Below are 19,574 nucleotides of genomic sequence, written 5' to 3' on the forward strand. Positions count from 1 at the left end.
AGCGGGCGATAGAATGACCGGCGCACGGACGCCAGCGCTCGCTGCACCTGCGATAGGTCCCCGGGCAGCGGGACTAGACTATCCAGAAGTCGCCGGCGCCTATCGCGGGGGCGCCGCTCAGCGTCGCGAATTGCACGGCTGCGGCTCCGCCCACGCCATCGACGTCGAACAGCAGCTGGCCGGTGGCGGTGTCGTAGATGATCCGGTCATCGGCCTCCGTCGCGGCTACCCCGGTGTTGAATGCGCCGGCGGCCAGCCTGCCTGCGGCAAGGCCGGGGAAAAACGCGCGGTCGATGTGGATCAGGTCGTCGGCGGCGTTGAAGTCGGCGATCGTGTCGACGTTGCCGGCACCCGGTGCGGCCCTGAACTCGAAAGTATCCGCCCCGCTTCCGCCGATCAGGGTGTCGTTGCCGCCATAGCCCCACAAGACGTCGTTTCCGGCTCCGCCGTCGAGCACGTTCGCCCCGGCATTCCCGACCAGAGTGTTGTCGATCGCATTGCCGGTCAGGTCGATGGCAGCGGTCGTCAGGGAGCCGGAGGTCCTCAGATATTCCACCGACAGATCCGCTGCGATGGCATAGCTGATCGTAGTGACGATGGAGTCGTACCCCTGGCCGTCGGCTTCGTGCACGACGTCGCCGGCATTTTCGACATAATAGGTGTCGTTGCCGAAGAAGCCCCACAGGTGATCCGCGCCAAGCCCGCCATTGAGCACGTTGTGGGAGTTGTTGCCTTCCAGCGTGTTCGCCAGCTCGTTGCCGGTGAGATCGATCCCCTGATCGGTGCTTGTCGGTTTGAAATATTTCAGGATCTCGATCGACCAGCCCGACCGCAGCGTGTAGCTGCGGGTTGCGAGGATCGTGTCGGTACCCTCGCCAGCGACCTCGTGGACCGTCTCGTCGTCAGCTTGCAGGCCGTTGCCGAACAGGAAATAGGTGTCGTCGCCGGCAAAACCCCACAGATGATCCGCACCGAGTCGACCGTCGAGCCTGTTCGCCCCGGCGTTGCCCTCCAGCGTGTTGTCACCATTGTTGCCGGTCAGGTCGATGGCATCGGTTCCTGCTCGGTCGGAAGTCTTCAGGACTTCCACTCCCTGGGAGTTGCGATCGGCCAGCGAGTAACTGACGGTGGTGATGACCGTGTCGTAACCCTCGCCCGCCACCTCGCGCACGAGATCGCCGGCATTGTCGACATAATAGGTGTCGTCGCCGCCATAGCCCCACAGATTGTCGGCGCCGCCCTTGCCGTCGAGCACGTTGGCCGCGGCATTGCCGACCAGCGCCTGGGCCAGCTCGTTGCCGGTCAGGTTGATGACGCCGGTCGTCGAGGAGCCGTACGTTCTCAGAAATTCCACCGACACGCCCGCGGCCAGCGTGTAGCTCACGTTGGTATAGGCCGTGTCGGTGCCCTCGTCGGCGGCTTCGACGATCACGTCGCCCGCATTGTCGATATGGTAGCCGTCGTCGCCGGCATATCCCCACATGGTGTCGGCGCCGCCTCTGCCGTTGAGCATGTTCGCTCCGGCATTGCCGTAGAGTGTCTGGGCCAGCTCGTTGCCGGTCAGGTCGACGACTGCGGTCGCCGAGGAGTCGTATGTCCTCAGGAATTCCACGGACGCGCCCGCAGTCAGCGCGTAGCTCACGCTGGTATATGCCGTGTCGCTGCCTTCGCCGACGGCCTCGACGATTTTGTCGCCCGCATTGTCGATGTGATAGCTGTCATCGCCGCCATAGCCCCACATGATGTCGGCGCCGCCCTTGCCGTCGAGCACGTTCGCCGCGGCATTGCCGACCAGCGTCTGGGCCAGCGCGTTGCCAGTCAGGTTGATGGCGGCCGTCGTCGAGGAGCCGTATGTCCTGAGGAGGTCGACCGACACGCCCTCGGCCAGCGTGTAGCTGACATGGGTGTACGCCGTGTCATAGCCCTCGCCGACGGCCTCGACGATCAGGTCGCCTGCATTGTCGATATGATAGCTGTCGTCGCCGCCATAGCCCCACATGGTGTCGGCGCCGCCTTTGCCGTCGAGCATATTCGCCGCGGCATTGCCGACCAGCGTCTGGGCCAGTGCGTTGCCGGTCAGGTTGATGGCGGCGGTGGTCGAGGAGCCGTATGTCCTCAGGAGGTCCACCGAGACGCCGGCGGCCAGCGTGTAGCTGACACGGGTGTATGCCGTGTCATAGCCTTCGCCGGCGATTTCGACGATCATGTCGCCTGCACTGTCGATATGGTAGGTGTCGTCGCCCAGACCGCCCGACATCGTGTCCGCGCCCGTGCCGCCATCGAGCGAATCGCCGCCGCCCAGGCCATTGAGCGTGTCGTCCCCGCCCAGCCCGGTGATGGTGTCGGGGTCTATGGTGCCGTCGAGAGTCTCAGCGCTTTCCGTGCCGGTAATCACAGCCATTCGACCACTCCATCAACAAGCTGGCACCATCTTGCGCGAAATCGGAAATCCGTTCCTGCTCCAGAGGCGTTCCCACTATGATTGACCTCGGCATGGCTCGTCAACGTATTGACCTTGCATCCAATTGATCCTGCAACGGGATCTGCTCCGTATTGCCGGAGCTATCGGTAGGACGCCGGCAATGCGGGATTGCGGACATGGTCCCTTCCGCAGGAGCGGACGGCCGCCTATCAGGACCGCGGGAGGGACGCGTTTCATGGCTTTGACGGGACTCGATATCGCCGTGCTGCTCGCAATCGGCGGGGCGGCGGTGCTCGGATTCATCCGCGGCTTCGTGACCGAGGTGCTCGCTTTGGGCACCTGGCTCGTGGTGGTGCTGGTGCTCAAGCTGTTCCACAGCCCGCTCGCCGAGTTCATGGCGTCGATGGTGGGGACGGCGCAGGGCGGGGCGGTGCTCGCCTTCGCGATCCTTGCGGGGGTGACCTATCTCGGCGGGCGGCTGATCGCCAACACGATCGGCTCGCGAATGCGCGAGAGCTTTTTGGGGCCGATCGACCGCGCGCTGGGGTTCGGATTCGGGGCGTTGAAGGGGCTGGTGCTGGTGAGCATCGGCTTCCTGCTGCTGGTGCTGGTGTTCGACACGGTCGGCGGCGGGCCCGACGGGCGGCCCGACTGGATCACGCGTTCGACCACTTATCCGCTGCTCGACAAATCGAGTGCCACGGTGGCCGATTTCGTCGACCGGCGGCGCAAGGGCGAGCCGGTGTTCGGTGGGAACGAGGCCGAGGCCAAGGGAAACGTGAACTAAAGTCCTCACTCGCTTCGCTAGGCGGATTAAAAGGGTCGCATCCCGCGCCCTGGCCCCCTAAGTCGAGAGCGGAATGAACGCGCCCCTGTACAATAGCCAAATCCTCCGGCTCGCCGCCGAGATCCCCTTTCACGAGCGGCTGGCCGATCCCGGCGCGAGCGTCGAAAAACGCTCGCCGGTGTGCGGAAGCCGGGTGACGGTCGATATCGGCCTCGATGCGGAGGGGCGCGTCGCGGCGGTGGGAATGCTGGTGCGGGCCTGTGCGCTGGGCCAGGCTTCGGCCTCGCTGATGGGCGCGCATGTCGTCGGGCGGAGTGCGGACGAACTCGCCGCGGCGCGCGACCAATTGACCGCGTGGCTGGCGGGGGAGCGCGATGTGCCCCCCGATTGGCCGGGAATGGAGATCTTCAGGCCGGCGCTCGAGCATCGCGGGCGCCATGCCTCGATCCGTCTCGCCTTCGAGGCGGCGGCTGAGGCCGCGGCAGAGGCACAGCGCTGATGGAAGACCATTCGGGCCTTTCGCTGCTCCATGACGGCGTGCCGCTGCTCGGCTTCGCGCTGATCTTCGTATTGATCTTCCGCCGGCTCGGGCTGGGCGCGACTTTGGGCTTCCTCGTCGCCGGCGCCGTGGTCGGCCCGCAGGTGTTGGGGCTCGTCGGGGATGCCGAGAGCAAGCTGGGGATCGCCGAGCTCGGCATCGCCTTGCTGTTGTTCCTCGTCGGCCTCGAGCTGAGTCCGTCGCGGCTGTGGCGGATGCGGCGCGACATTTTCGGACTCGGGATGATGCAGGTGAGCCTATGCGGGCTCGCGATCAGCGCGATCGTCTGGGCAGCGGCAAACAGTTCGCTGGCGGCGGCGCTGGCGCTGGGACTGCCGCTCGCATTGTCCTCCACCGCGCAGGTGCTGCCGCTGCTGCAGTCGGCGGGGCGGCTGCGCACCCCGTTCGGCGAGCGCGCCTTTGCGATCCTGCTGTTCCAGGACCTGTCGATCGTCCCGCTGATCACCATCGTCGCAGCGATGTCGCGCAACCCCGCCGACATGGGCGGGCCGCCGGGATGGCTGCTCGCAGTCTATACCGTGGCCGCGATCGTCGGGCTGATCCTCGCCGGGCGCTATGTGCTGCGGCCGGCATTCCGGCTGATCGGCAATCTCGGCGAGCGCGAGATGTTCGTGTTCGCCGGACTGTTCACCGTGATCGCGAGCGCGGCGATCATGGAGATGCTCGGCCTGTCGGCGGCGCTGGGCGCGTTCATCGCGGGCGTGATGCTCGCGGACTCGCCCTATCGCCATGAGCTCGAGGCCGATGTCGAGCCGTTCCGCGCGATCCTGCTCGGGCTGTTCTTCCTCGCGGTGGGAATGACGCTCGATCTTCACGCCATTGCCGATCGGCCGCTGTTCGTCGCGGGGATGGCGTTGGCGCTGATCGCGACCAAGGCGGCGCTGATCATGGGGCTCGGCCTGCTGTTCGGGATGAAGAAGCGCCCGGCATTCGCCCTGGGCGTGCTGCTGAGCCAAGGCGGCGAGTTCGGCTTCGTGCTGTTCGCGCAGGCCCAGTCGGCGATGCTGATCACCGGCGAGGCGGCGAGCATCTTCGGCGCGATCGTGACGCTGTCGATGGCGACGACGCCGTTCCTGATGATGGCGACCAAGCGGCTGCGCGCCGAACCCGAACCGAGTGCAGACGGGCTCGACGGGCCGCAGGAAGAGGGATCGAACGCCGTGGTGGTCGGCTATGGCCGCTTCGGCCAGACCGTGGCGCAGATGCTGATCGGGCAGGGGATACCGGTGACGATCGTCGACATGGATGTCGAGATGATCGAGACTGCGGGCAGCTTCGGGATGAAGGTCTATTATGGCGACGGCACGCGGACCGACATCCTGCGCCAGGCCGGCGCCGCCGATGCCGAATTGCTGTTGTTCTGCCAGGACGGCGACGGGCTGGACACCGAGGCGTTGGAAGGCATTCATCACGCTTTCCCCAAGGCGACGATCTTCGTCCGCGCCTATGATCGGCGATCGGTGATGAAGATGAAGGGCGCGCCGATCGCGGGCGCGGTGCGCGAGATGCTGGAAAGCGCGATCGTGATGGCGCGGCGCGCGATGGACTCGGTGGGGGTGACCCAGCAGGAGATCGATAAGACCGAGGCCGAGTATCGCCGGCGCGATTTCGAGCGATTGAAGCTCCAGCGCGAGACCGGCGACATACGTGCGGGGATCGACGGAATGCTCACCCACGCCTCGCAGGCGGCGGCGGCCGAGGCCGATCTGGAGCCCCGGTGAGACTGGCGGCGGTCCTCGCCGCGCTTTCGGGTGCGCTTGCGGTGATGGCGGGGGCGTTCGGCGCGCATGGCGCCGAGGGACAGGCGGCCGAATGGCTCAAGACCGGCGGGCACTATCAGCTGATCCATGCCGTCGCGGCACTGCTCGCGGTACGGATGGGCGCACGGGTGCCGGCCTGGCTGTTCGTCGGCGGGGCGGCGGTGTTCGCCGGCACGCTCTATCTGATGGCGCTGGGGGCGCCGCATTGGCTGGGCGCGGTGACGCCGGTCGGCGGCGCGGCACTGATCGCGGGATGGCTATGGCTGGCGATAGCGCTGGCGCGCAAGCAGGGATGAGCTATCGGCGCTGGACCCTCGCAATAGCGGTGTTCCTCGGCATCGAGATGGCGATATTCTTTGGGCTCGCATGGTACGGTCGGCCGGGTGCGTACAATCTGTTGGCCGTGCTTGCGCCGGTTCCGCTGCCCGCTTTCCTGCTGTTCGGTGGCGTGCGGGCACGAGTCGCCGCCGCGGGGGTGCTGACCATGCTGATCTGGCCCGCGGGCGTAATGGCCGAGATGCTCGCGCACCGGTTTGGCAGCTGCCTCTACTGAGGCGCTGGCCGAATCAGCCGCCCGCGACGATCTTGGCGACTTGCGCCGCGGTGACCGGGTGATAGGTTTGCCGCGCGCCCTCGTAGAAGCGTTTCGCGATCGGTCTGCCCCAATCGCCCTGCGCCATCAGCCCTTCATAGATCGGACGGATCAGCAGGCCGCGACCGACGCTGGAAACGAAGGCCTGAATCGAAGGCAGTGCGGGATCGTAGCGATTGGCGATGGCGAGCTCGGCCCAGGCCGAGCGCACATAGGCGTTGGTCGAGCCCGAAAGTCCGAGCGTATCGTCGAGTTCCTTGAGCCGCGCCGGGCTCTGCTGGCGGGGCAGGCCGTTGAGGAAGCGCAGCCATTGCTGGGTCGCCCAGCCCTCTGGATCGACCGCCGAGACCGGGCCACCGGCCTTCATTGCGGCGATCTCGGCATCGATCCTGGCAAGCGTCGGCGACTGGACGTGGACGGCGTTCTCGGGCAAGCCGGGCTGATATGCCCAGCGATCGAGCTGGAGCTTTGCCTCGAGCGCCGCGTCGCCCTTGATCAGATGTGCGCGGATGTCGGCGAGGAACCCCGCGCTGGTCTGCGGCTGGAAAGCGTGGCGATCGAAATAGGTGCGCAGATAGGCGTCGAACCGCGTACGGCCGACCGCGCGTTCGATCGTGCGCAGGAAGGTCGAGCCCTTGAAATAATCGAGCTGGCCGGCAGTGGCGCCGGGATCGCCGTGAAGCCGGGTGGTCGGCGCATCCTCGCCGCCGGCTTCGGCGATGTCCTTGTTGAGGCCGTCCCAATCGAGATCCGCGTACATCGCGGCGCGTTCGGCACCATAGACCGCCTCCATGATGCGATTCTCGAAATAAGTGGTGAAGCCCTCGTTGAGCCAATTGTCGGACCATGTCGCATTGGTGACGAGATTGCCCGACCAGCTGTGCGCGAGCTCGTGCGCGACGACATCGGTATTCGAACGGTCGCCAGTGATGATCGTCGGGGTGAGGAAGGTGAGAGTGGGGTTCTCCATCCCGCCGAACGGAAAGCTCGGCGGCAATACCAGCATGTCGTAGCGGCCCCAGCGATACGGGCCATACAGCGCCTGCGCGGCGTCGATCATCTTCTCGACGTCGGCGACTTCGTGCGCCGCGGCATCGAGCTGGGCAGGCTCGGCCCAGACGCCCGAGCGCGGGCCGGTTGCCTTGAAGGCGAGATCGCCGACCGCGAGCGCGATGAGATAAGGCGGCACCGGCTTGTCCATTCGGAAGCGGAAGCGGCGCTTCTGATGGGGGACGAGCGTGCCCTTGGCGCCGTCGAGGCGTTCGCCGCTCATCACCGCGACGAAGCCGTCGGGCACGGTGAGCGTCGCTGACCAGGTCTGGCGGATGCCGGGGCTGTCCTGGGTGGGGATCCAGCTGCGATTGTTGATCGGCTGGCCCTGGCTGAACAAATAGGGCTGCTTCTTGCCGGCGGTGAGCTCGGGCGAGAGCCATTGCAGCGCCGAGGCGCCGGGCCTGGTGCGGTAACGGATCGCGATCTGGCGGGTGCCGGCGGGAAGATCGATGGTGAGCGCCGAGCCGAGCTCCTTGTCGCGCGGGCCGACCGCGTAACGGAGCGGCTTGCGATCGGCGGTGGTGACCTCCGCGATTTCGAGATCGTCGACATCGAGCACGATCTGCTTCGCGCCAGCGACCGCGAGCAGGTTCAGCAACGCGCGACCGGAGAGCGTCTTACTGGCGAAATCCACATCGAGATCGAGGTCGACATGGGTGACGCGCGCGACCTGCGGCTCGGCATGGGTCCAGACGTCCTTCGCCTCGGGGGTGGCGAGGATCGGGGCGGGGGCCTGCTGCGCGGTGGCCGGAGCGGCGATCACGAAGGCGGCGAGCGCGGGGAGGAGGCGTTGCATGGCGCGTTGCTATGCGGATCGCGGCTGAACGGCAACTGAGCGCTTCAGAGTTCGGACGGGGTCAGTCGAATCGGGGTCGGGGCGTCGAGCCGGTCGAAACCGCGTTCGCGCAGCACGTCGTTGCTCTGCCGCGCTTCGCGGCCGGCGGCCTCATCGAGCGACCAGGTGATGTGGTAGGTGCCGCCGTCGGGGCGATCACTGGTGCCGCCGATCGCGACGACGAGCGCCTGCAGGCCCGCGCCGTCGTTAACATGGCCGACGATCTCGCCAGCGGTTTCGGCCGGGAGGGGATCGGTGGTCTTCGAGGCGAGGGTGACGTGATGGGCGATCACGTCGGGCCATGCCGGCGCGAAGCGGGCGAGCAGCGAGTCGCGATCGCGTTCGTCGAGCAGCCAGCCGATGGTGCGGGGTTCAGGCATATGCCTGAAACGACGGTGCAGGAGGGAAGGTCCCTTGAAGTTCGTCAGGGCACAGGGGGCAATTCGGCGGGGTTGCTCGCCCGGTAGCGGATCACTGCCCCGTTCGCCGATTCGAGCTTCTTGAAGACCCGGCTCTTCTCGGCGAATGCGATCGAAAGCGTGCGGGGCGCCGTCCATGCCGCGCGCAACCAGATTGCGCCGCCGTCTTCCTGGAAGGCGGCGCCGTGGTCCGCATCGGCCGTGAACACGACCAGTGCCTCGGCCAGGTTTTCGGCGCGCTTGCCGATGGCGACATTCGTGGCGAAGTCCGTCGTCGCGCCGCAATCGCGCTTGAGCACATAAGCGACGAGATCGGAGCCGGGATCGGCGTGGCGCGAGACCATGTGGCTGGCGCAGCCGCCACCGGAGCATCCCGCAAGAGTCGACGCATAGAGAAGCGGGAGCAGCGAGAGCCAACGCCGCCGTTTCATCAGCGCGGCTGCTCGTCGAGAAAGGCTTCGACGTCCGCCAGATCCACCGTCTTGTCGAGGAAGGTCTGGCCGATGCCGCGAGCGAGGAGGAAGGGCAAGGTGCCGGCGGCCATCTTCTTGTCGTGGAGCATGTGCTCGACCAGCCGCGCGCCGGTCGCGGTGATGCCGGCGGCGGCGAGGCCGTCGGGGAGGCCGATCGCGCGGAGATGCGCCGCGACGCGCTCGGCTTCCTGGCCGGAGCAGAGGCCGCGGCGCGCCGAATACGCAAAAGCGAGCGCCGTGCCGGCCGCGACGCCCTCGCCGTGGAGGAGCTTGTCCGAGAAGCCGGTCTCGGCCTCGAGCGCGTGGCCGAAGGTGTGGCCGAGATTGAGCAAGGCGCGCTTGCCGGTCGTCTCGCGCTCGTCTTCGCCGACGATGCGCGCCTTGGCGGCGACCGAGTGCGCAATCGCATGCTCGCGGGCGTGCGGGTCTCCAGCGAGCAATGCGGCGGCATTGGCTTCGCACCATTCGAAAAAGGCGAAATCGTCGATCAGTCCGTATTTGACGATTTCGGCATAGCCGGCGCGGAGCTCGCGCGGCGGGAGCGTGTCGAGTACTTGCGGATCGATCAGCACCAATGCCGGCTGGTGAAAGGCGCCGATCAGATTCTTGCCAGCGCGGCTGTTGATCGCTGTCTTGCCGCCGACCGACGAATCGACCTGCGCGAGCAAGGTGGTGGGGATCTGGACGAAGTTGCAGCCGCGCTTGAGGACCGACGTAGCGAAGCCGACCAGGTCGCCGATCACCCCGCCGCCGAGCGCGATGATGTGATCGTTGCGCTCGACGCCAAGTTCGAGCAGCCGATCCGTGAGCGCTTCGAGCTGGGCCCAGTTCTTGGTCGATTCGCCGGGCGGCAGGACAATTGCCTCGCTCGCAACCCCCGCGGCGGTGAGGCTCGTCTGGAGCGTGGCGAGATGCGGGAGGAGATTTGCGTCGGTGACGACCGGCATGGTCCGATTGCGGGCGAGCGGGGCGAGCGCCTCGCCCGCGCGGACGAGCAGCCCCGCTTCGATGCGGATGTCATAGCTGCGGTCGCCCAAAGCGACGGGAACGCTGTTCAAGTGCGGATCGCCTTCAGAATTTCGTCGACGGTGGTGTCGTGCGGAGCCGCGATGCTCTGCACCCGGATCGGCGCGAGCGCATAGAAAGGATTTCTTATCGCCGCCAGTTCGACGAGGATCTCCTCGGGGTCGCGGCCGCGCAGCAGCGGGCGGGTGTCGCGGCGGCGGACCCGGTCGGCGAGCACCGCGGGTTCGGCATCGAGCCAGATGGCGATCGCCTGATCGAGGATCAGGCCGCGCGTATCCTGATTGATGAAGGCGCCGCCGCCGGTGGCGATCACCTTGGGCGTGCCGTCGATCAGCCGGGCGATGACCCGGCGCTCCCCATCTCTGAAATAGGGTTCGCCGAATTTCTCGAAAATATCCGAGATGGTCATGCCCGCCGCCGCCTCGATCTCGTGATCGGCATCGACGAAGGGCAGCCGCAGGCGCTGGGCGAGGCGGCGGCCGACAGTGGTCTTGCCGGCGCCCATGAGCCCGACGAGCACGATCGGCTTGCCCTTCCAGGGCCAGTCTTGGGCATGCGCTTGCAACATTGTCGGGGGGCTATACAGCGAGGTCGGGTCTCGGGCAAAAGGCCCGCGTAATTCTCAATTCACGGACCTTTCCATGTCCCGTTCGATCGTCGCGCTCATTGTCGTCCTCCTCGTGCTGGTGGGGGGAATCATATTCCTCTCGACCCGCAACACCGAGAAGGAGCCGGTCCGCATGGAGAAGGTGGTCCCGCTTGATAATCTCACGAACTAAGGTTTCGCGGATCGGATTTGCGGCGCTGCTGCTCGCCGGCGTGGGGATGCCCGCGCTGGGGCAGGACACGCCCGAATCGCTGCTGCCGCCCGGATTCGACGATCCGGCGCCGACACCCGCGCCCGCGCCCGGGCCAGCCCCCGCGCCATCGCGCGCGGCGCAGCCGATCGCGCCGGTCGAAGGCGTGGAATTGCCCGCCGACACGGCGCTGGGCAATGTCGCCGAGGGCGCGCCGGTAGAGGCCGTCGCAATCGACCTGTCGCGGTACGAGCTTCCCGAATTCGCCAGGCATTCGCTCGACCGGGTCGGTGCGGTTGCGGCGGGCAATGCCGCATTCCCCGCCGATTCGTTCGGGGATTCGGACGGGCGCTTCCTGCAGGTGCTGATGCGGCGGATGGACGCGCCGATCGCCTCGCGCTGGGCGTCGATCGTGCTGCGCCGCGCCCTGATGTCGCCGCTCGACACGCCGGCGGGGGTCAACGGCGCCGATTTCGCCGCCGACCGCGCCTGGGCGTTGCTGCGGATGGGCGAGGCCAACGCCGCGCGCGCAGTGATCGAGGATGTCGACACAGACAATTATACCGGCTGGCTCTATCAGGTGGCGATGCAGGCCGCACTGGCGAGCGGCGATCCGGCGATGCTTTGCCCGATCGCCGACAAGGGTGCGGCGGCAACCCCGCAGCGCGGCTGGGCACTGGCGCAGGCGATGTGCATGGGGCTCGCCGGCAAACCCAACGAAGCCGGCCAGCTGTTCAATCGCGCGCGTTCGGGGACGAGTCCGTCCGACATCGACAATCTGCTCGCCGAGAAGGTGCTCGGCACGGGCGCGCAGGGCCGTCGGGCCGTGACGATCGAGTGGAATCCGGTGAGCCAGCTGACGGCGTGGCGCTGGGGACTGGCGACCGCGACCGGAGTCGAGGTGCCGGCGGATCTCTATCAGACCGCGGGGCCGCAGGTGCGCTATTGGCAAGCGCTGGCGCCCAATCTGGATGCAACGGCGCGAGCGAGCGCGGCGGAGCTGGCGGCTACGGCAGGGGTCTTTTCGAGCGCCGGGCTGGTCGATCTCTACTCCGAGATCGAGCAAAGCGGGGACACCGGTGGCGGGCTGGCCGTCGCGCGCGATCTGCGTACCGCTTATACCGACGGCGATGTCGGAAACCGGATCAAGGCGCTGCAGACCCTGTGGGACGGAGTGAGCACGCCGCGCACCCGCTATGCCCGGCTGATCCTCACCGCGCGGGCGGCATCGTGGATTCCGGCGGGCGACAAGGTCGAGGAAGCCGATCGGCTGATCCAGTCGATGCTTTCCTCGGGCTATGAAGCGGCGGCGCTCGAATGGCGCGGCGTGGTCAAGCGCGGCAGCGAAGGCTGGGCACTGCTCGCGCTCGCCGATCCGGGCGGATCGAGCATCGCCTCGGGCGACGTCGCCGGTTTTGCCGATAGCGGGTCGCGGCGCAAGGCGCAGATGCTGCTCGCCGGCCTCGCCGGCCTCGGCAAGTTGAGCGCCGGCGAGGCGCAGAACGCCGCCTCCGCGCTCGACGTGCAAATCGGCGGGGTGAATGCCTGGACCCAGGCGATCGACGCCGCCGGGCAGCGCGGCGACGCGGCGACCGTGGCATTGCTCGCCGGTGTCGGCATGCAGTCGCTCAGCTGGGATTATGTCGCCCCCGAAGCGCTGTTCCACATCGTCGCGGCGATGCGCGCGGCGGGGATGGGCAATTATGCGCGGATGATCGCCGTCGAGGCGGTCACGCGGGCGGCTTGAGCAAAACCGACGATCGCGCGCTGATCGAGCGCTTTCTCGAGATGATGCGGGCCGAAGCGGGCGCCGCGGGGAATACCATCGCGGCCTATGGCACGGATTTGCGGCTGGCTTCCGAAGTGCTGGAGGGACGGCTGAGCGAGGCCGGCGCGAGCGCGCTCGAGAGACTATCGGGGGAATGGCAGAATCTGGCCCGCGCTACGGTGGCGCGCAAGGCGGCGGCGTTGCGGCGCTTCTTCGCGTTTCTCGCCGATGAAGGGTTGCGCAAGGACGATCCGGGCGCCGCGCTGCCGCGGCCGGGGATGGCGCGGGCGCTGCCCAAGGTGCTGAGCATCGAGGATGTCGCCGCGATGTTCGCCGTGATCGCGACGCGGCACGCGCGGGTGCCGCTCGATCCGCTCGACCTGCGACTCGCGGCGCTGATCGAATTGCTCTACGGATCGGGGCTGCGCGCAACCGAATTGGTGTCGCTGCCGCGCAACGCCGTGGCGCCCGACCGCCCCTGGCTGATCCTGAAGGGTAAAGGCGGGCGCGAGCGACTGGTGCCGATCTCGGATCGTGCGCGCGCGGCGGTGGCGATGTGGCGCGACCATGTCGCGATCGGCCGGCCGTGGCTGTTTCCCTCGGGCAAATCGCATCTGTCGCGGGTGCGGCTCTATCAACTGGTTCGTACGCTGGCGGCGGAAGCGGGAATCCCGCCCGATCGCGTGAGCCCGCACGTGCTGCGTCATGCCTTCGCCACGCATCTGCTGGAGGGCGGGGCGGATCTGCGCGCGTTGCAGGCGATGCTGGGACACGCCGATATCGCCACGACCGAGATCTACACCCATGTCGACAGCAAAAGGCTGGTCGAGCTGGTCAACCAGCGGCATCCGCTGGGCGAGGCGCTTGATGCGGCGCGCGTTGACGCAAAGCCCGACGCGTCCTAACCGCGCATCGATGGCAACCTTCCTCGACTTCGAGAAACCGATCGCCGAGCTGCAGAGCCGGATCGACGAACTGCGCCGCACCGCCGAGGGCGGGGCGGTCGACATCCAGGCCGAGATCGCGCCGCTCCAGGCCAAGGCCGAGCGGCTGCTGCAGGACACCTATGCGAAACTGACGCCGTGGCAGAAGACGCAGGTCGCGCGGCATCCCGAGCGCCCGCACTTCAAGCATTATGTCGCCGGGCTGATCGACGACTTCATGCCGCTGGGCGGCGACCGCGCCTTTGCCGACGACAATGCGATCATCGGCGGGCTTGGGCGCTTCCGCGGGCGCCGGGTAATGGTGATCGGCCACGAGAAAGGCGACGATACCGCGAGCCGGCTCAAGCACAATTTCGGGATGGGCAAGCCCGAGGGCTATCGCAAGGCGATCCGGCTGATGCAGCTTGCCGACAAGTTTCGGCTTCCAGTGATCACGCTCGTCGACACCTCGGGCGCATTCCCGGGCGTGCAGGCCGAAGAGCGCGGCCAGGCCGAGGCGATCGCCCGCTCGACCGAGATGTGCCTCAATCTCGGCGTGCCTTTGGTCGCGACGATCCTCGGCGAGGGGGGGTCGGGCGGCGCGGTCGCGCTCGCCGCGGGGAATCAGGTGCTGATGATGGAGCACGCGGTCTATTCGGTGATCTCGCCCGAAGGGTGCGCGTCGATCCTGTGGCGCACCGCCGACAAGGCCGCCGATGCGGCGGAGGCGATGAAGGTCACCGCGCAGCACCTCAAGGAACTCAAGGTCATCGACGGGATCATCCCCGAGCCGCTGGGCGGCGCACATCGCAATCCCGGTGTCGCGGTGCAGGCGCTGGGCGACGCAGTCGAGGCGGCGCTGAACGGGCTCGGCGAGCTGTCCCCCGAAGCGCTGCGCCAGGCGCGGCGCGCCAAGTTCCTCGCGATGGGTCGCGTCTGAATCTTCGCCGCACAGACAAAAAAGGCGGCGGAACCGAAGTTCCGCCGCCTTTCGCATGCTTTCGAAGTCGATGAGGCTTATTCGGCCTTCATGTTCGACGTGACGTTGCCGAAGGTCTTGTTGAGCTGATTGCCCAGACCCTGCATCGCGGCGATCGCGGCGACGGCGATGAGAGCGGCGATCAGGCCGTATTCGATCGCGGTGGCGCCCTTGGTATTCTTCAGAAACTTGCGGATCATCGATACTCTCCCACAAAAATCATAGCCAGGCGCAAGCAGCGCGGCATGTTTCGTATGCGGAACAAAACTCAATGAAACGTGAAGATAGGAATTGCGCGAATATGCAGGGCAAAGAAAAAGGCGACGGAACCGAGGTTCCGCCGCCCTTTTCTTGTCTAGGGAAGGAAGACCTAGGTCGCCTTCATGTTCGACGTGACGTTGCCGAAGGTCTTGTTGAGCTGGTTGCCCAGACCCTGCATCGCGGCGATCGCGGCGACGGCGATGAGAGCGGCGATCAGGCCGTACTCGATCGCGGTGGCACCCTTGGAATTCTTAACGAAGTTGCGAATCTTCTGCATAACCGGTCTCCAACGTTCGAAACTACTTCATTCACCCGGCCGGCCCGGAGATCCGGTACGGCATCAACAACCTTAGGGAGGGGAAGTAAAGAAACGGCTAAATCGGACTATTACTTAGTCGTTAACCGTGTCTAGCCTGCGGTCTGCACCTTGTTGCTGACGTTTTCCCATATGTCGCTGGTAACCGAGCCTAGCGCGAGCAATGCCGCCATGATGGCGAGCACGATCAGCGCACAGATCAGGCCATATTCGACTGCCGTTGCCGCCTTCGAATCGCGGATCAGGCTGTAGACCGTCTTCACAAGGGCTCGCATAACGCCCGCTTCTCCCCCACAGGATTAGGTGGAGATAAACGAGGAGAGTTAACGAAGTGTCGAGCGGAGTATCCGGTCTATTGCTGGTGGTGGCGGTGGCGTTGGTCGATGCCGAAGGACGCGTGCTGGTCCAGCAGCGCCCGCCGGGCAAACCGATGGCCGGGCTCTGGGAATTCCCCGGGGGCAAGGTCGAGCCCGACGAGGTGCCCGAGGCGGCGCTGACGCGGGAGCTCGCGGAGGAACTGGGGATCGCAGTCGAGACCCGGGCGCTGATTCCGATTGCCTTTGCCAGCGAAGGGCTGGGCGCGCGGCATCTGTTGTTGTTGCTCTATGTGGCGCGCGAATGGGCCGGGACGCCCGAGCCCCGGCACGCCAGCGCGCTGCAATGGGTGCGCCCTACAGAGATGCGGGCCCTGACGATGCCGCCTGCGGACGTGCCGCTGGTCGACGCGCTGAAGCGGTTGTTCGCGGGCACGAAAGCCTGACGGGAACCGGCGGAAGAGCGATCATGCCATTCACACCTTTCCACCTTGGCCCCGGCGCGCTCTTGAAGGCGATCGGGGGCGACCGGTTCAGCTTCATGATCTTCGGCGGTACACAGGTCTTGATGGACATCGAGCCGCTCGTACGGATGATCCGGGGAGACGCAGTCCTGCACGGGACGAGTCACACCGTTGCCGGCGGGTTCGGGGTGGCGATAGTCGCCGCAACAGCAGGACGCCCGGTGAGCAATTTCGCTCTTCGCCAAGCCGGTATCGGCGATCAGCCGATCAGCCGGAAGGTGGCTTTGGGCAGCGCACTTGTCGGCGCCTGGTCTCACATCGGATTGGACGCGATGATGCATGGCGACATGGATCCGCTTTGGCCCATCGTCCGCGGTAACGGTATTCTGAACGTTATTCCGCTCGGGACGCTGCACGCGTTGTGCTTCGTGGCGGGCCTTCTCGGTGCCGGCCTCCTTGCGCTCCGCGCCTTGCGGGACGCGCAATGAGCTGGCCGATATCGGCCAGGGAATTCGAATCTAATTCCGCTTTGGCTTGAGCGCGTCGGCGAGCGAGGCGGTGGCGCTGCCGGGGCGTGCGGCCTTGGGCTGCGAGGGATCCGGCGCCCAGCCGGTCAAATAGACGATCTCGAAGCGTTCGGGAGTGCGGCCGTCGGGCTCGGCGCGATCGGCGAAAGCGGCGGAGGCGCGGACAAGCGTGTCGCGGGTGAGCGGCGGCGGATCGGGAAGCAGATTGGTCGTCGCCATGCCACGCAGGTCGCGCAACAGGTTGGGCAGCCCGGCATAGCGCACCACAAGGGTCTCGACATCGGCGACCGGCAGCGCGAATCCGGCGCGGCTGAGCAGATCGCCGCCGGCACGAACGTCGATCTGCGGATGGAAGCGCGCGGCGGGGCGGTCGGCCTCGGCTTCGCGTAGGCAGCCGCGCAAGGTGGCGAGCGTGCCGGCGCCGGCAAAGGCGGCGAGGAACAGCCCGTCGGAGCGCAACACCCGCCGGGCGAGCGCGAGCGCGCCCGGCACGTCGTTGACCTGATCGAGCACGCCAACCGAGACCACCAGATCGAACGATGCGTCGGCAAAGGGCAGCCGGTCCTCGTCGGCCTGCACGCCGCGGGCCGCCTTCGCGAAGCCGAAACCGGCGTCGAGCCGGGCGATGCGCGCGCCGGGAATTTGCATGTCGCCGGCGAAGCTGCCGAGGTCGAGCACGTCGCGGAACTCGCGTTTCACCGCGTCGAGCCGTTCGAGCAGGCCCTCGAGCATATGCTCGCGCAGGAAGGAGAAGCCGGCGAAACCGGGGGCGGCACGATCGCGGCGGCGGCGGCGGAGCGCGCGGGTGAAGATTTCGGAGCGGGTTTCGGAGTCGGGCACGTGCGGCTTGTGCAGCGTGGCTGCGCCCGCGACAAGAAGCGGCATGGCTGTGCTCGCTTTCCTCGCCAGGCTCGCCGACCTCGCGCTGCCGCCGCGCTGCCCCGGTTGCGGCGAAGTGACGGCGGCGGACCATCGCTTCTGTGCGCGCTGCTGGGGGAGCCTGCGGTTTCTCGGGCCGCCCTGGTGTGCGGGCTGCCAGCTGCCGTTCGAGTTCGACCGCGGCGAGGGCGCGCTTTGCGGCGAATGTCTCGCCGACCCGCCGCCGCATGACGGCGTGCGCGCGGCGGTAGCCTATGGCGAGGTCGCGCGCGAAGTCGCGCTCAAGCTCAAATATTCCGGCAGGCTCGCCTGCGCCGAGACGATGGCGCACGCGATGGCGCGATTGATGCCGGAGGATGCCGGTCTGCTGGTGCCGGTGCCGCTGCACCGCTGGCGGATCTGGTCGCGCGGATTCAACCAGGCGGCGCTGATCGCGGGCACGCTGTCGCGCGCGTCGGGCGTGCCGGCCGACGCCGAACTGCTGCGGCGCGTGAAGGCGACTCCCGTGCTGCGCGGATTGGGGCCGCGCGGCCGGACCAAAGCAGTGGCGGGGGCGTTCGCGCTCACGGAAGGGGTGAAGCCGAAACTGGCGGGAAAGACGGTGGTGCTGATCGACGACGTGCATACCAGCGGCGCGACAGCCGCAGCGTGCGCGCGGATGCTCAAGCGCGGTGGCGCGGACAAAGTGATCCTTCTGTGCTGGGCGCGCGTTCTGGGAGACGCGGCACTGGATTGACAAGCGCCGTCGGGTCCACAATTCGAGGCACAAATGGCCAAGATCGAAATCTACACCAAGGCGTTCTGCCCCTATTGCTACCGCGCCAAGGCGCTGCTCGATTCCAAGCAGGTCGAGTATGAGGAAATTGACATCACCATGGGCGGCCCCCGCCGGCCCGAGATGATCCAGCGCGCCGGCGGCCGCTCCACCGTCCCGCAGATTTTCATCGACGACAGGCATATCGGCGGATCGGACGATCTTGCTGCGCTGGATCGTCAGGGCGGACTCGATCCGCTGCTCGCGGCATGAGGGCGGCCCTGCTCCAGATGACCAGCGGGATCGATCCCGCAGCCAATGCGCGGACCTTGGTCGAAGGCGTGGCGCAGGCGAAAGCGGGCGGGGCGGCGATGCTGTTCACTCCCGAAATGTCCGGGCTGCTCGACCGCGACCGCGACCGTGCGGCGGGATCCTTGGCATATGAAGACGAGGATCGCGTGCTCGCAAGCCTGCGCGAGGCGGCGGCGAAGCATGGGTTGTGGGTGCATCTGGGCAGCCTTGCGGTGCTCCGCGAGGACGGCAAGCTCGCCAATCGCGGCTTCGTGATCGACGATTTGGGCGCGATCCGCGCGCGCTACGACAAGATGCATCTGTTCGACGTCGATCTGCCGAGCGGCGAGAGCTGGCGCGAATCGAACAGCTATGCGCCCGGCGAGCGCGCGGTGACCGTGCAGACGCCGCTGGGCGTGCTCGGGCTGGCGATCTGCTATGATCTGCGCTTCCCCGACCTGTTCCGCTCGCTGAGCGATGCCGGCGCGACCTTGCTCGCCGTGCCGGCGGCGTTCACCCGGCCAACCGGCGCGGCGCATTGGCACGTGTTGTTGCGGGCGCGGGCGATCGAGGCGGCGGCGTTCGTGATCGCGGCCGCGCAGACCGGGATGCACGAGGACGGGCGCGCGACCTATGGCCATTCGCTGGTCGCCGATCCGTGGGGCGAATTGCTGCTCGACATGGGCGACCCTGCCGGGCTTGGCTTTGCCGAGATCGATCCGACACGGACCGAGGCGGCGCGTGCCCGCGTGCCGGTGCTCCGCCATCGCCGCGCGATTCCGTCGGTGGAGGCATTGTGATCGTTTTCGATCTCAAATGCGGCGGCGGGCATGTCTTCGAGGCGTGGTTCGGATCGAGCGCGGCATATGCGGAGCAGCAAGCGGCTGGATTGGTCGCCTGCCCGATGTGCGGGAGCGGTGAGGTCGCCAAGGCCGTGATGGCGCCCAATGTCGCGGCGAAAGGCAATCGGCAAGCCGCTGCCCCGGTGTCGTCGCCGTTCGCCGCCCCGCCACCCGAGGTGATCAAGGCGGCGATGGAGATGCTTGCCTCCGCGCAGGCGAAGATGCTCGAAAAGTCGCAATGGGTCGGCACCGCCTTCGCCGACAAGGCGCGCGCAATGCATCTCGGCGACGAGCCGGCCGCGCAGATCCACGGTCAGGCGACGCCCGAACAGGCGCAGGAACTGGTCGAGGAAGGCGTGCCGGTCGCGCCGTTGCTGGTGCCGGTGGTGCCGCCCGAGCGGTCCAATTGACCCTTGGCGCGACGCTGGGTACCAGCGGCGGCGTGGCCCGGTAGCTCAGCAGGATAGAGCAAGCGATTCCTAATCGAGAGGTCGGAGGTTCGAATCCTCTCCGGGTCACCATTTGCTTGCCGG

At 67.1% G+C, this 19,574-nt stretch carries 25 protein-coding genes and 1 tRNA gene; 16 read left to right on the plus strand and 10 right to left on the minus strand.

Annotation, left to right across the window (positions count from 1 at the left end; translation table 11 throughout):
* Positions 1-73 precede the first annotated feature (73 nt).
* A complete protein-coding gene (locus tag Q9Q95_RS19290; RefSeq protein WP_306098787.1) occupies positions 74-2,401 on the minus strand; it encodes a calcium-binding protein in 2,328 nt (775 codons plus the stop codon).
* A 256-nt stretch (positions 2,402-2,657) separates the two neighbouring features.
* Here Q9Q95_RS19290 and Q9Q95_RS19295 point away from each other — a divergent pair, with 256 nt between their 5' ends.
* The 5 genes from Q9Q95_RS19295 (at position 2,658) to Q9Q95_RS19315 (ending at position 6,081) form a co-directional block, all read left to right on the plus strand.
* Complete coding sequence (locus Q9Q95_RS19295; protein WP_306098788.1) at positions 2,658-3,209, plus strand: CvpA family protein; 552 nt, start codon at positions 2,658-2,660, stop codon at positions 3,207-3,209.
* Positions 3,210-3,282: 73 nt separating this feature from the next.
* The gene (locus Q9Q95_RS19300) at positions 3,283-3,708 is read left to right on the plus strand and encodes an iron-sulfur cluster assembly scaffold protein (RefSeq protein ID WP_306098789.1); all 426 of its coding nucleotides are present in this window, start codon (positions 3,283-3,285) and stop codon (positions 3,706-3,708) included.
* Positions 3,708-5,489: a cation:proton antiporter gene (locus tag Q9Q95_RS19305; protein WP_306098790.1), complete on the plus strand. Its 1,782-nt coding sequence runs from the start codon at positions 3,708-3,710 to the stop codon at positions 5,487-5,489. Before Q9Q95_RS19300 ends, Q9Q95_RS19305 begins: the two co-directional genes overlap by 1 nt.
* A gap of 2 nt (positions 5,490-5,491) precedes the next feature.
* Positions 5,492-5,824: a DUF423 domain-containing protein gene (locus Q9Q95_RS19310; RefSeq protein ID WP_371876814.1), complete on the plus strand. Its 333-nt coding sequence runs from the start codon at positions 5,492-5,494 to the stop codon at positions 5,822-5,824.
* A complete protein-coding gene (locus tag Q9Q95_RS19315; RefSeq protein ID WP_306098791.1) occupies positions 5,821-6,081 on the plus strand; it encodes a hypothetical protein in 261 nt (86 codons plus the stop codon). Before Q9Q95_RS19310 ends, Q9Q95_RS19315 begins: the two co-directional genes overlap by 4 nt.
* Before the next feature lie 13 nt (positions 6,082-6,094).
* Here the strand turns inward: Q9Q95_RS19315 and Q9Q95_RS19320 are convergent, their stop codons facing one another.
* Genes Q9Q95_RS19320 through Q9Q95_RS19340 form a run of 5 tightly spaced genes read right to left on the minus strand, consistent with a single transcriptional unit; the run spans position 6,095 to position 10,494 of the window.
* Positions 6,095-7,969, minus strand: a complete 1,875-nt coding sequence (locus tag Q9Q95_RS19320; protein ID WP_306098792.1) for a M1 family metallopeptidase — start codon at positions 7,967-7,969, stop codon at positions 6,095-6,097.
* A 44-nt stretch (positions 7,970-8,013) separates the two neighbouring features.
* Positions 8,014-8,388, minus strand: coding sequence for a hypothetical protein (locus Q9Q95_RS19325; RefSeq protein WP_306098793.1), 375 nt, complete (start codon positions 8,386-8,388; stop codon positions 8,014-8,016).
* Between the two features lie 44 nt (positions 8,389-8,432).
* The gene (locus Q9Q95_RS19330) at positions 8,433-8,858 is read right to left on the minus strand and encodes a hypothetical protein (RefSeq protein ID WP_306098794.1); all 426 of its coding nucleotides are present in this window, start codon (positions 8,856-8,858) and stop codon (positions 8,433-8,435) included.
* On the minus strand, positions 8,858-9,958 hold the full coding sequence (aroB, locus tag Q9Q95_RS19335; protein WP_306098795.1) for a 3-dehydroquinate synthase: 1,101 nt from the start codon (positions 9,956-9,958) through the stop codon (positions 8,858-8,860). The genes Q9Q95_RS19330 and aroB overlap by 1 nt, the downstream gene beginning before the upstream one ends.
* The gene (locus Q9Q95_RS19340) at positions 9,955-10,494 is read right to left on the minus strand and encodes a shikimate kinase (protein ID WP_306098796.1); all 540 of its coding nucleotides are present in this window, start codon (positions 10,492-10,494) and stop codon (positions 9,955-9,957) included. The genes aroB and Q9Q95_RS19340 overlap by 4 nt, the downstream gene beginning before the upstream one ends.
* A 73-nt stretch (positions 10,495-10,567) precedes the next feature.
* Between Q9Q95_RS19340 and Q9Q95_RS19345 the strand changes: the two genes are divergently transcribed.
* The 4 genes from Q9Q95_RS19345 to Q9Q95_RS19360 are packed head-to-tail and all read left to right on the plus strand — an operon-like array spanning position 10,568 to position 14,354.
* Complete coding sequence (locus Q9Q95_RS19345; protein ID WP_306098797.1) at positions 10,568-10,705, plus strand: hypothetical protein; 138 nt, start codon at positions 10,568-10,570, stop codon at positions 10,703-10,705.
* 46 nt (positions 10,706-10,751) lie between these two features.
* Positions 10,752-12,470 (plus strand): hypothetical protein, encoded by a 1,719-nt coding sequence (locus tag Q9Q95_RS19350; protein WP_306098798.1) that lies wholly within the window; start codon positions 10,752-10,754, stop codon positions 12,468-12,470.
* Positions 12,467-13,396, plus strand: a complete 930-nt coding sequence (locus Q9Q95_RS19355) for a tyrosine-type recombinase/integrase (RefSeq protein WP_306098799.1) — start codon at positions 12,467-12,469, stop codon at positions 13,394-13,396. Before Q9Q95_RS19350 ends, Q9Q95_RS19355 begins: the two co-directional genes overlap by 4 nt.
* Positions 13,397-13,406: 10 nt before the next feature.
* Positions 13,407-14,354, plus strand: a complete 948-nt coding sequence (locus Q9Q95_RS19360; protein ID WP_306098800.1) for an acetyl-CoA carboxylase carboxyltransferase subunit alpha — start codon at positions 13,407-13,409, stop codon at positions 14,352-14,354.
* Positions 14,355-14,431: 77 nt separating this feature from the next.
* On the opposite strand, the gene Q9Q95_RS19365 is transcribed toward Q9Q95_RS19360, so the two are convergent.
* The 3 genes from Q9Q95_RS19365 to Q9Q95_RS19375 all read right to left on the minus strand — a co-directional run bounded on the left by Q9Q95_RS19365 (position 14,432) and on the right by Q9Q95_RS19375 (position 15,245).
* Positions 14,432-14,593: a Flp family type IVb pilin gene (locus Q9Q95_RS19365; protein WP_306098801.1), complete on the minus strand. Its 162-nt coding sequence runs from the start codon at positions 14,591-14,593 to the stop codon at positions 14,432-14,434.
* Positions 14,594-14,763: 170 nt separating this feature from the next.
* Entirely contained in the window at positions 14,764-14,931 is a 168-nt protein-coding gene (locus Q9Q95_RS19370) for a Flp family type IVb pilin (protein ID WP_077507757.1), read from the minus strand.
* A gap of 131 nt (positions 14,932-15,062) precedes the next feature.
* Complete coding sequence (locus Q9Q95_RS19375) at positions 15,063-15,245, minus strand: Flp family type IVb pilin (protein WP_306098802.1); 183 nt, start codon at positions 15,243-15,245, stop codon at positions 15,063-15,065.
* Between the two features lie 56 nt (positions 15,246-15,301).
* Between Q9Q95_RS19375 and Q9Q95_RS19380 the strand changes: the two genes are divergently transcribed.
* Both Q9Q95_RS19380 and Q9Q95_RS19385 read left to right on the plus strand, forming a co-directional pair.
* Positions 15,302-15,730, plus strand: coding sequence for a (deoxy)nucleoside triphosphate pyrophosphohydrolase (locus Q9Q95_RS19380; protein WP_306098803.1), 429 nt, complete (start codon positions 15,302-15,304; stop codon positions 15,728-15,730).
* 23 nt (positions 15,731-15,753) lie between these two features.
* On the plus strand, positions 15,754-16,236 hold the full coding sequence (locus Q9Q95_RS19385; RefSeq protein WP_306098804.1) for a hypothetical protein: 483 nt from the start codon (positions 15,754-15,756) through the stop codon (positions 16,234-16,236).
* A gap of 30 nt (positions 16,237-16,266) precedes the next feature.
* On the opposite strand, the gene Q9Q95_RS19390 is transcribed toward Q9Q95_RS19385, so the two are convergent.
* On the minus strand, positions 16,267-17,160 hold the full coding sequence (locus tag Q9Q95_RS19390; RefSeq protein ID WP_306098805.1) for a class I SAM-dependent methyltransferase: 894 nt from the start codon (positions 17,158-17,160) through the stop codon (positions 16,267-16,269).
* Between Q9Q95_RS19390 and Q9Q95_RS19395 the strand changes: the two genes are divergently transcribed.
* The 5 genes from Q9Q95_RS19395 (at position 17,159) to Q9Q95_RS19415 (ending at position 19,562) form a co-directional block, all read left to right on the plus strand.
* Positions 17,159-17,890, plus strand: a complete 732-nt coding sequence (locus tag Q9Q95_RS19395) for a ComF family protein (RefSeq protein ID WP_306098806.1) — start codon at positions 17,159-17,161, stop codon at positions 17,888-17,890. The genes Q9Q95_RS19390 and Q9Q95_RS19395 overlap by 2 nt on opposite strands.
* Positions 17,891-17,923: 33 nt before the next feature.
* Complete coding sequence (gene grxC / locus Q9Q95_RS19400; protein WP_306098807.1) at positions 17,924-18,181, plus strand: glutaredoxin 3; 258 nt, start codon at positions 17,924-17,926, stop codon at positions 18,179-18,181.
* On the plus strand, positions 18,178-18,999 hold the full coding sequence (locus Q9Q95_RS19405; RefSeq protein WP_306098808.1) for a carbon-nitrogen hydrolase family protein: 822 nt from the start codon (positions 18,178-18,180) through the stop codon (positions 18,997-18,999). The genes grxC and Q9Q95_RS19405 overlap by 4 nt, the downstream gene beginning before the upstream one ends.
* Complete coding sequence (locus Q9Q95_RS19410; RefSeq protein ID WP_306098809.1) at positions 18,996-19,451, plus strand: DUF1178 family protein; 456 nt, start codon at positions 18,996-18,998, stop codon at positions 19,449-19,451. The genes Q9Q95_RS19405 and Q9Q95_RS19410 overlap by 4 nt, the downstream gene beginning before the upstream one ends.
* A 34-nt stretch (positions 19,452-19,485) precedes the next feature.
* Positions 19,486-19,562 (plus strand) — tRNA-Arg (locus Q9Q95_RS19415).
* Positions 19,563-19,574: the final 12 nt, after the last annotated feature.

It is taken from the genome of Sphingomonas sp. DG1-23 (assembly GCF_030730875.1).
In the GTDB taxonomy this organism is placed as follows: domain Bacteria; phylum Pseudomonadota; class Alphaproteobacteria; order Sphingomonadales; family Sphingomonadaceae; genus Sphingomonas.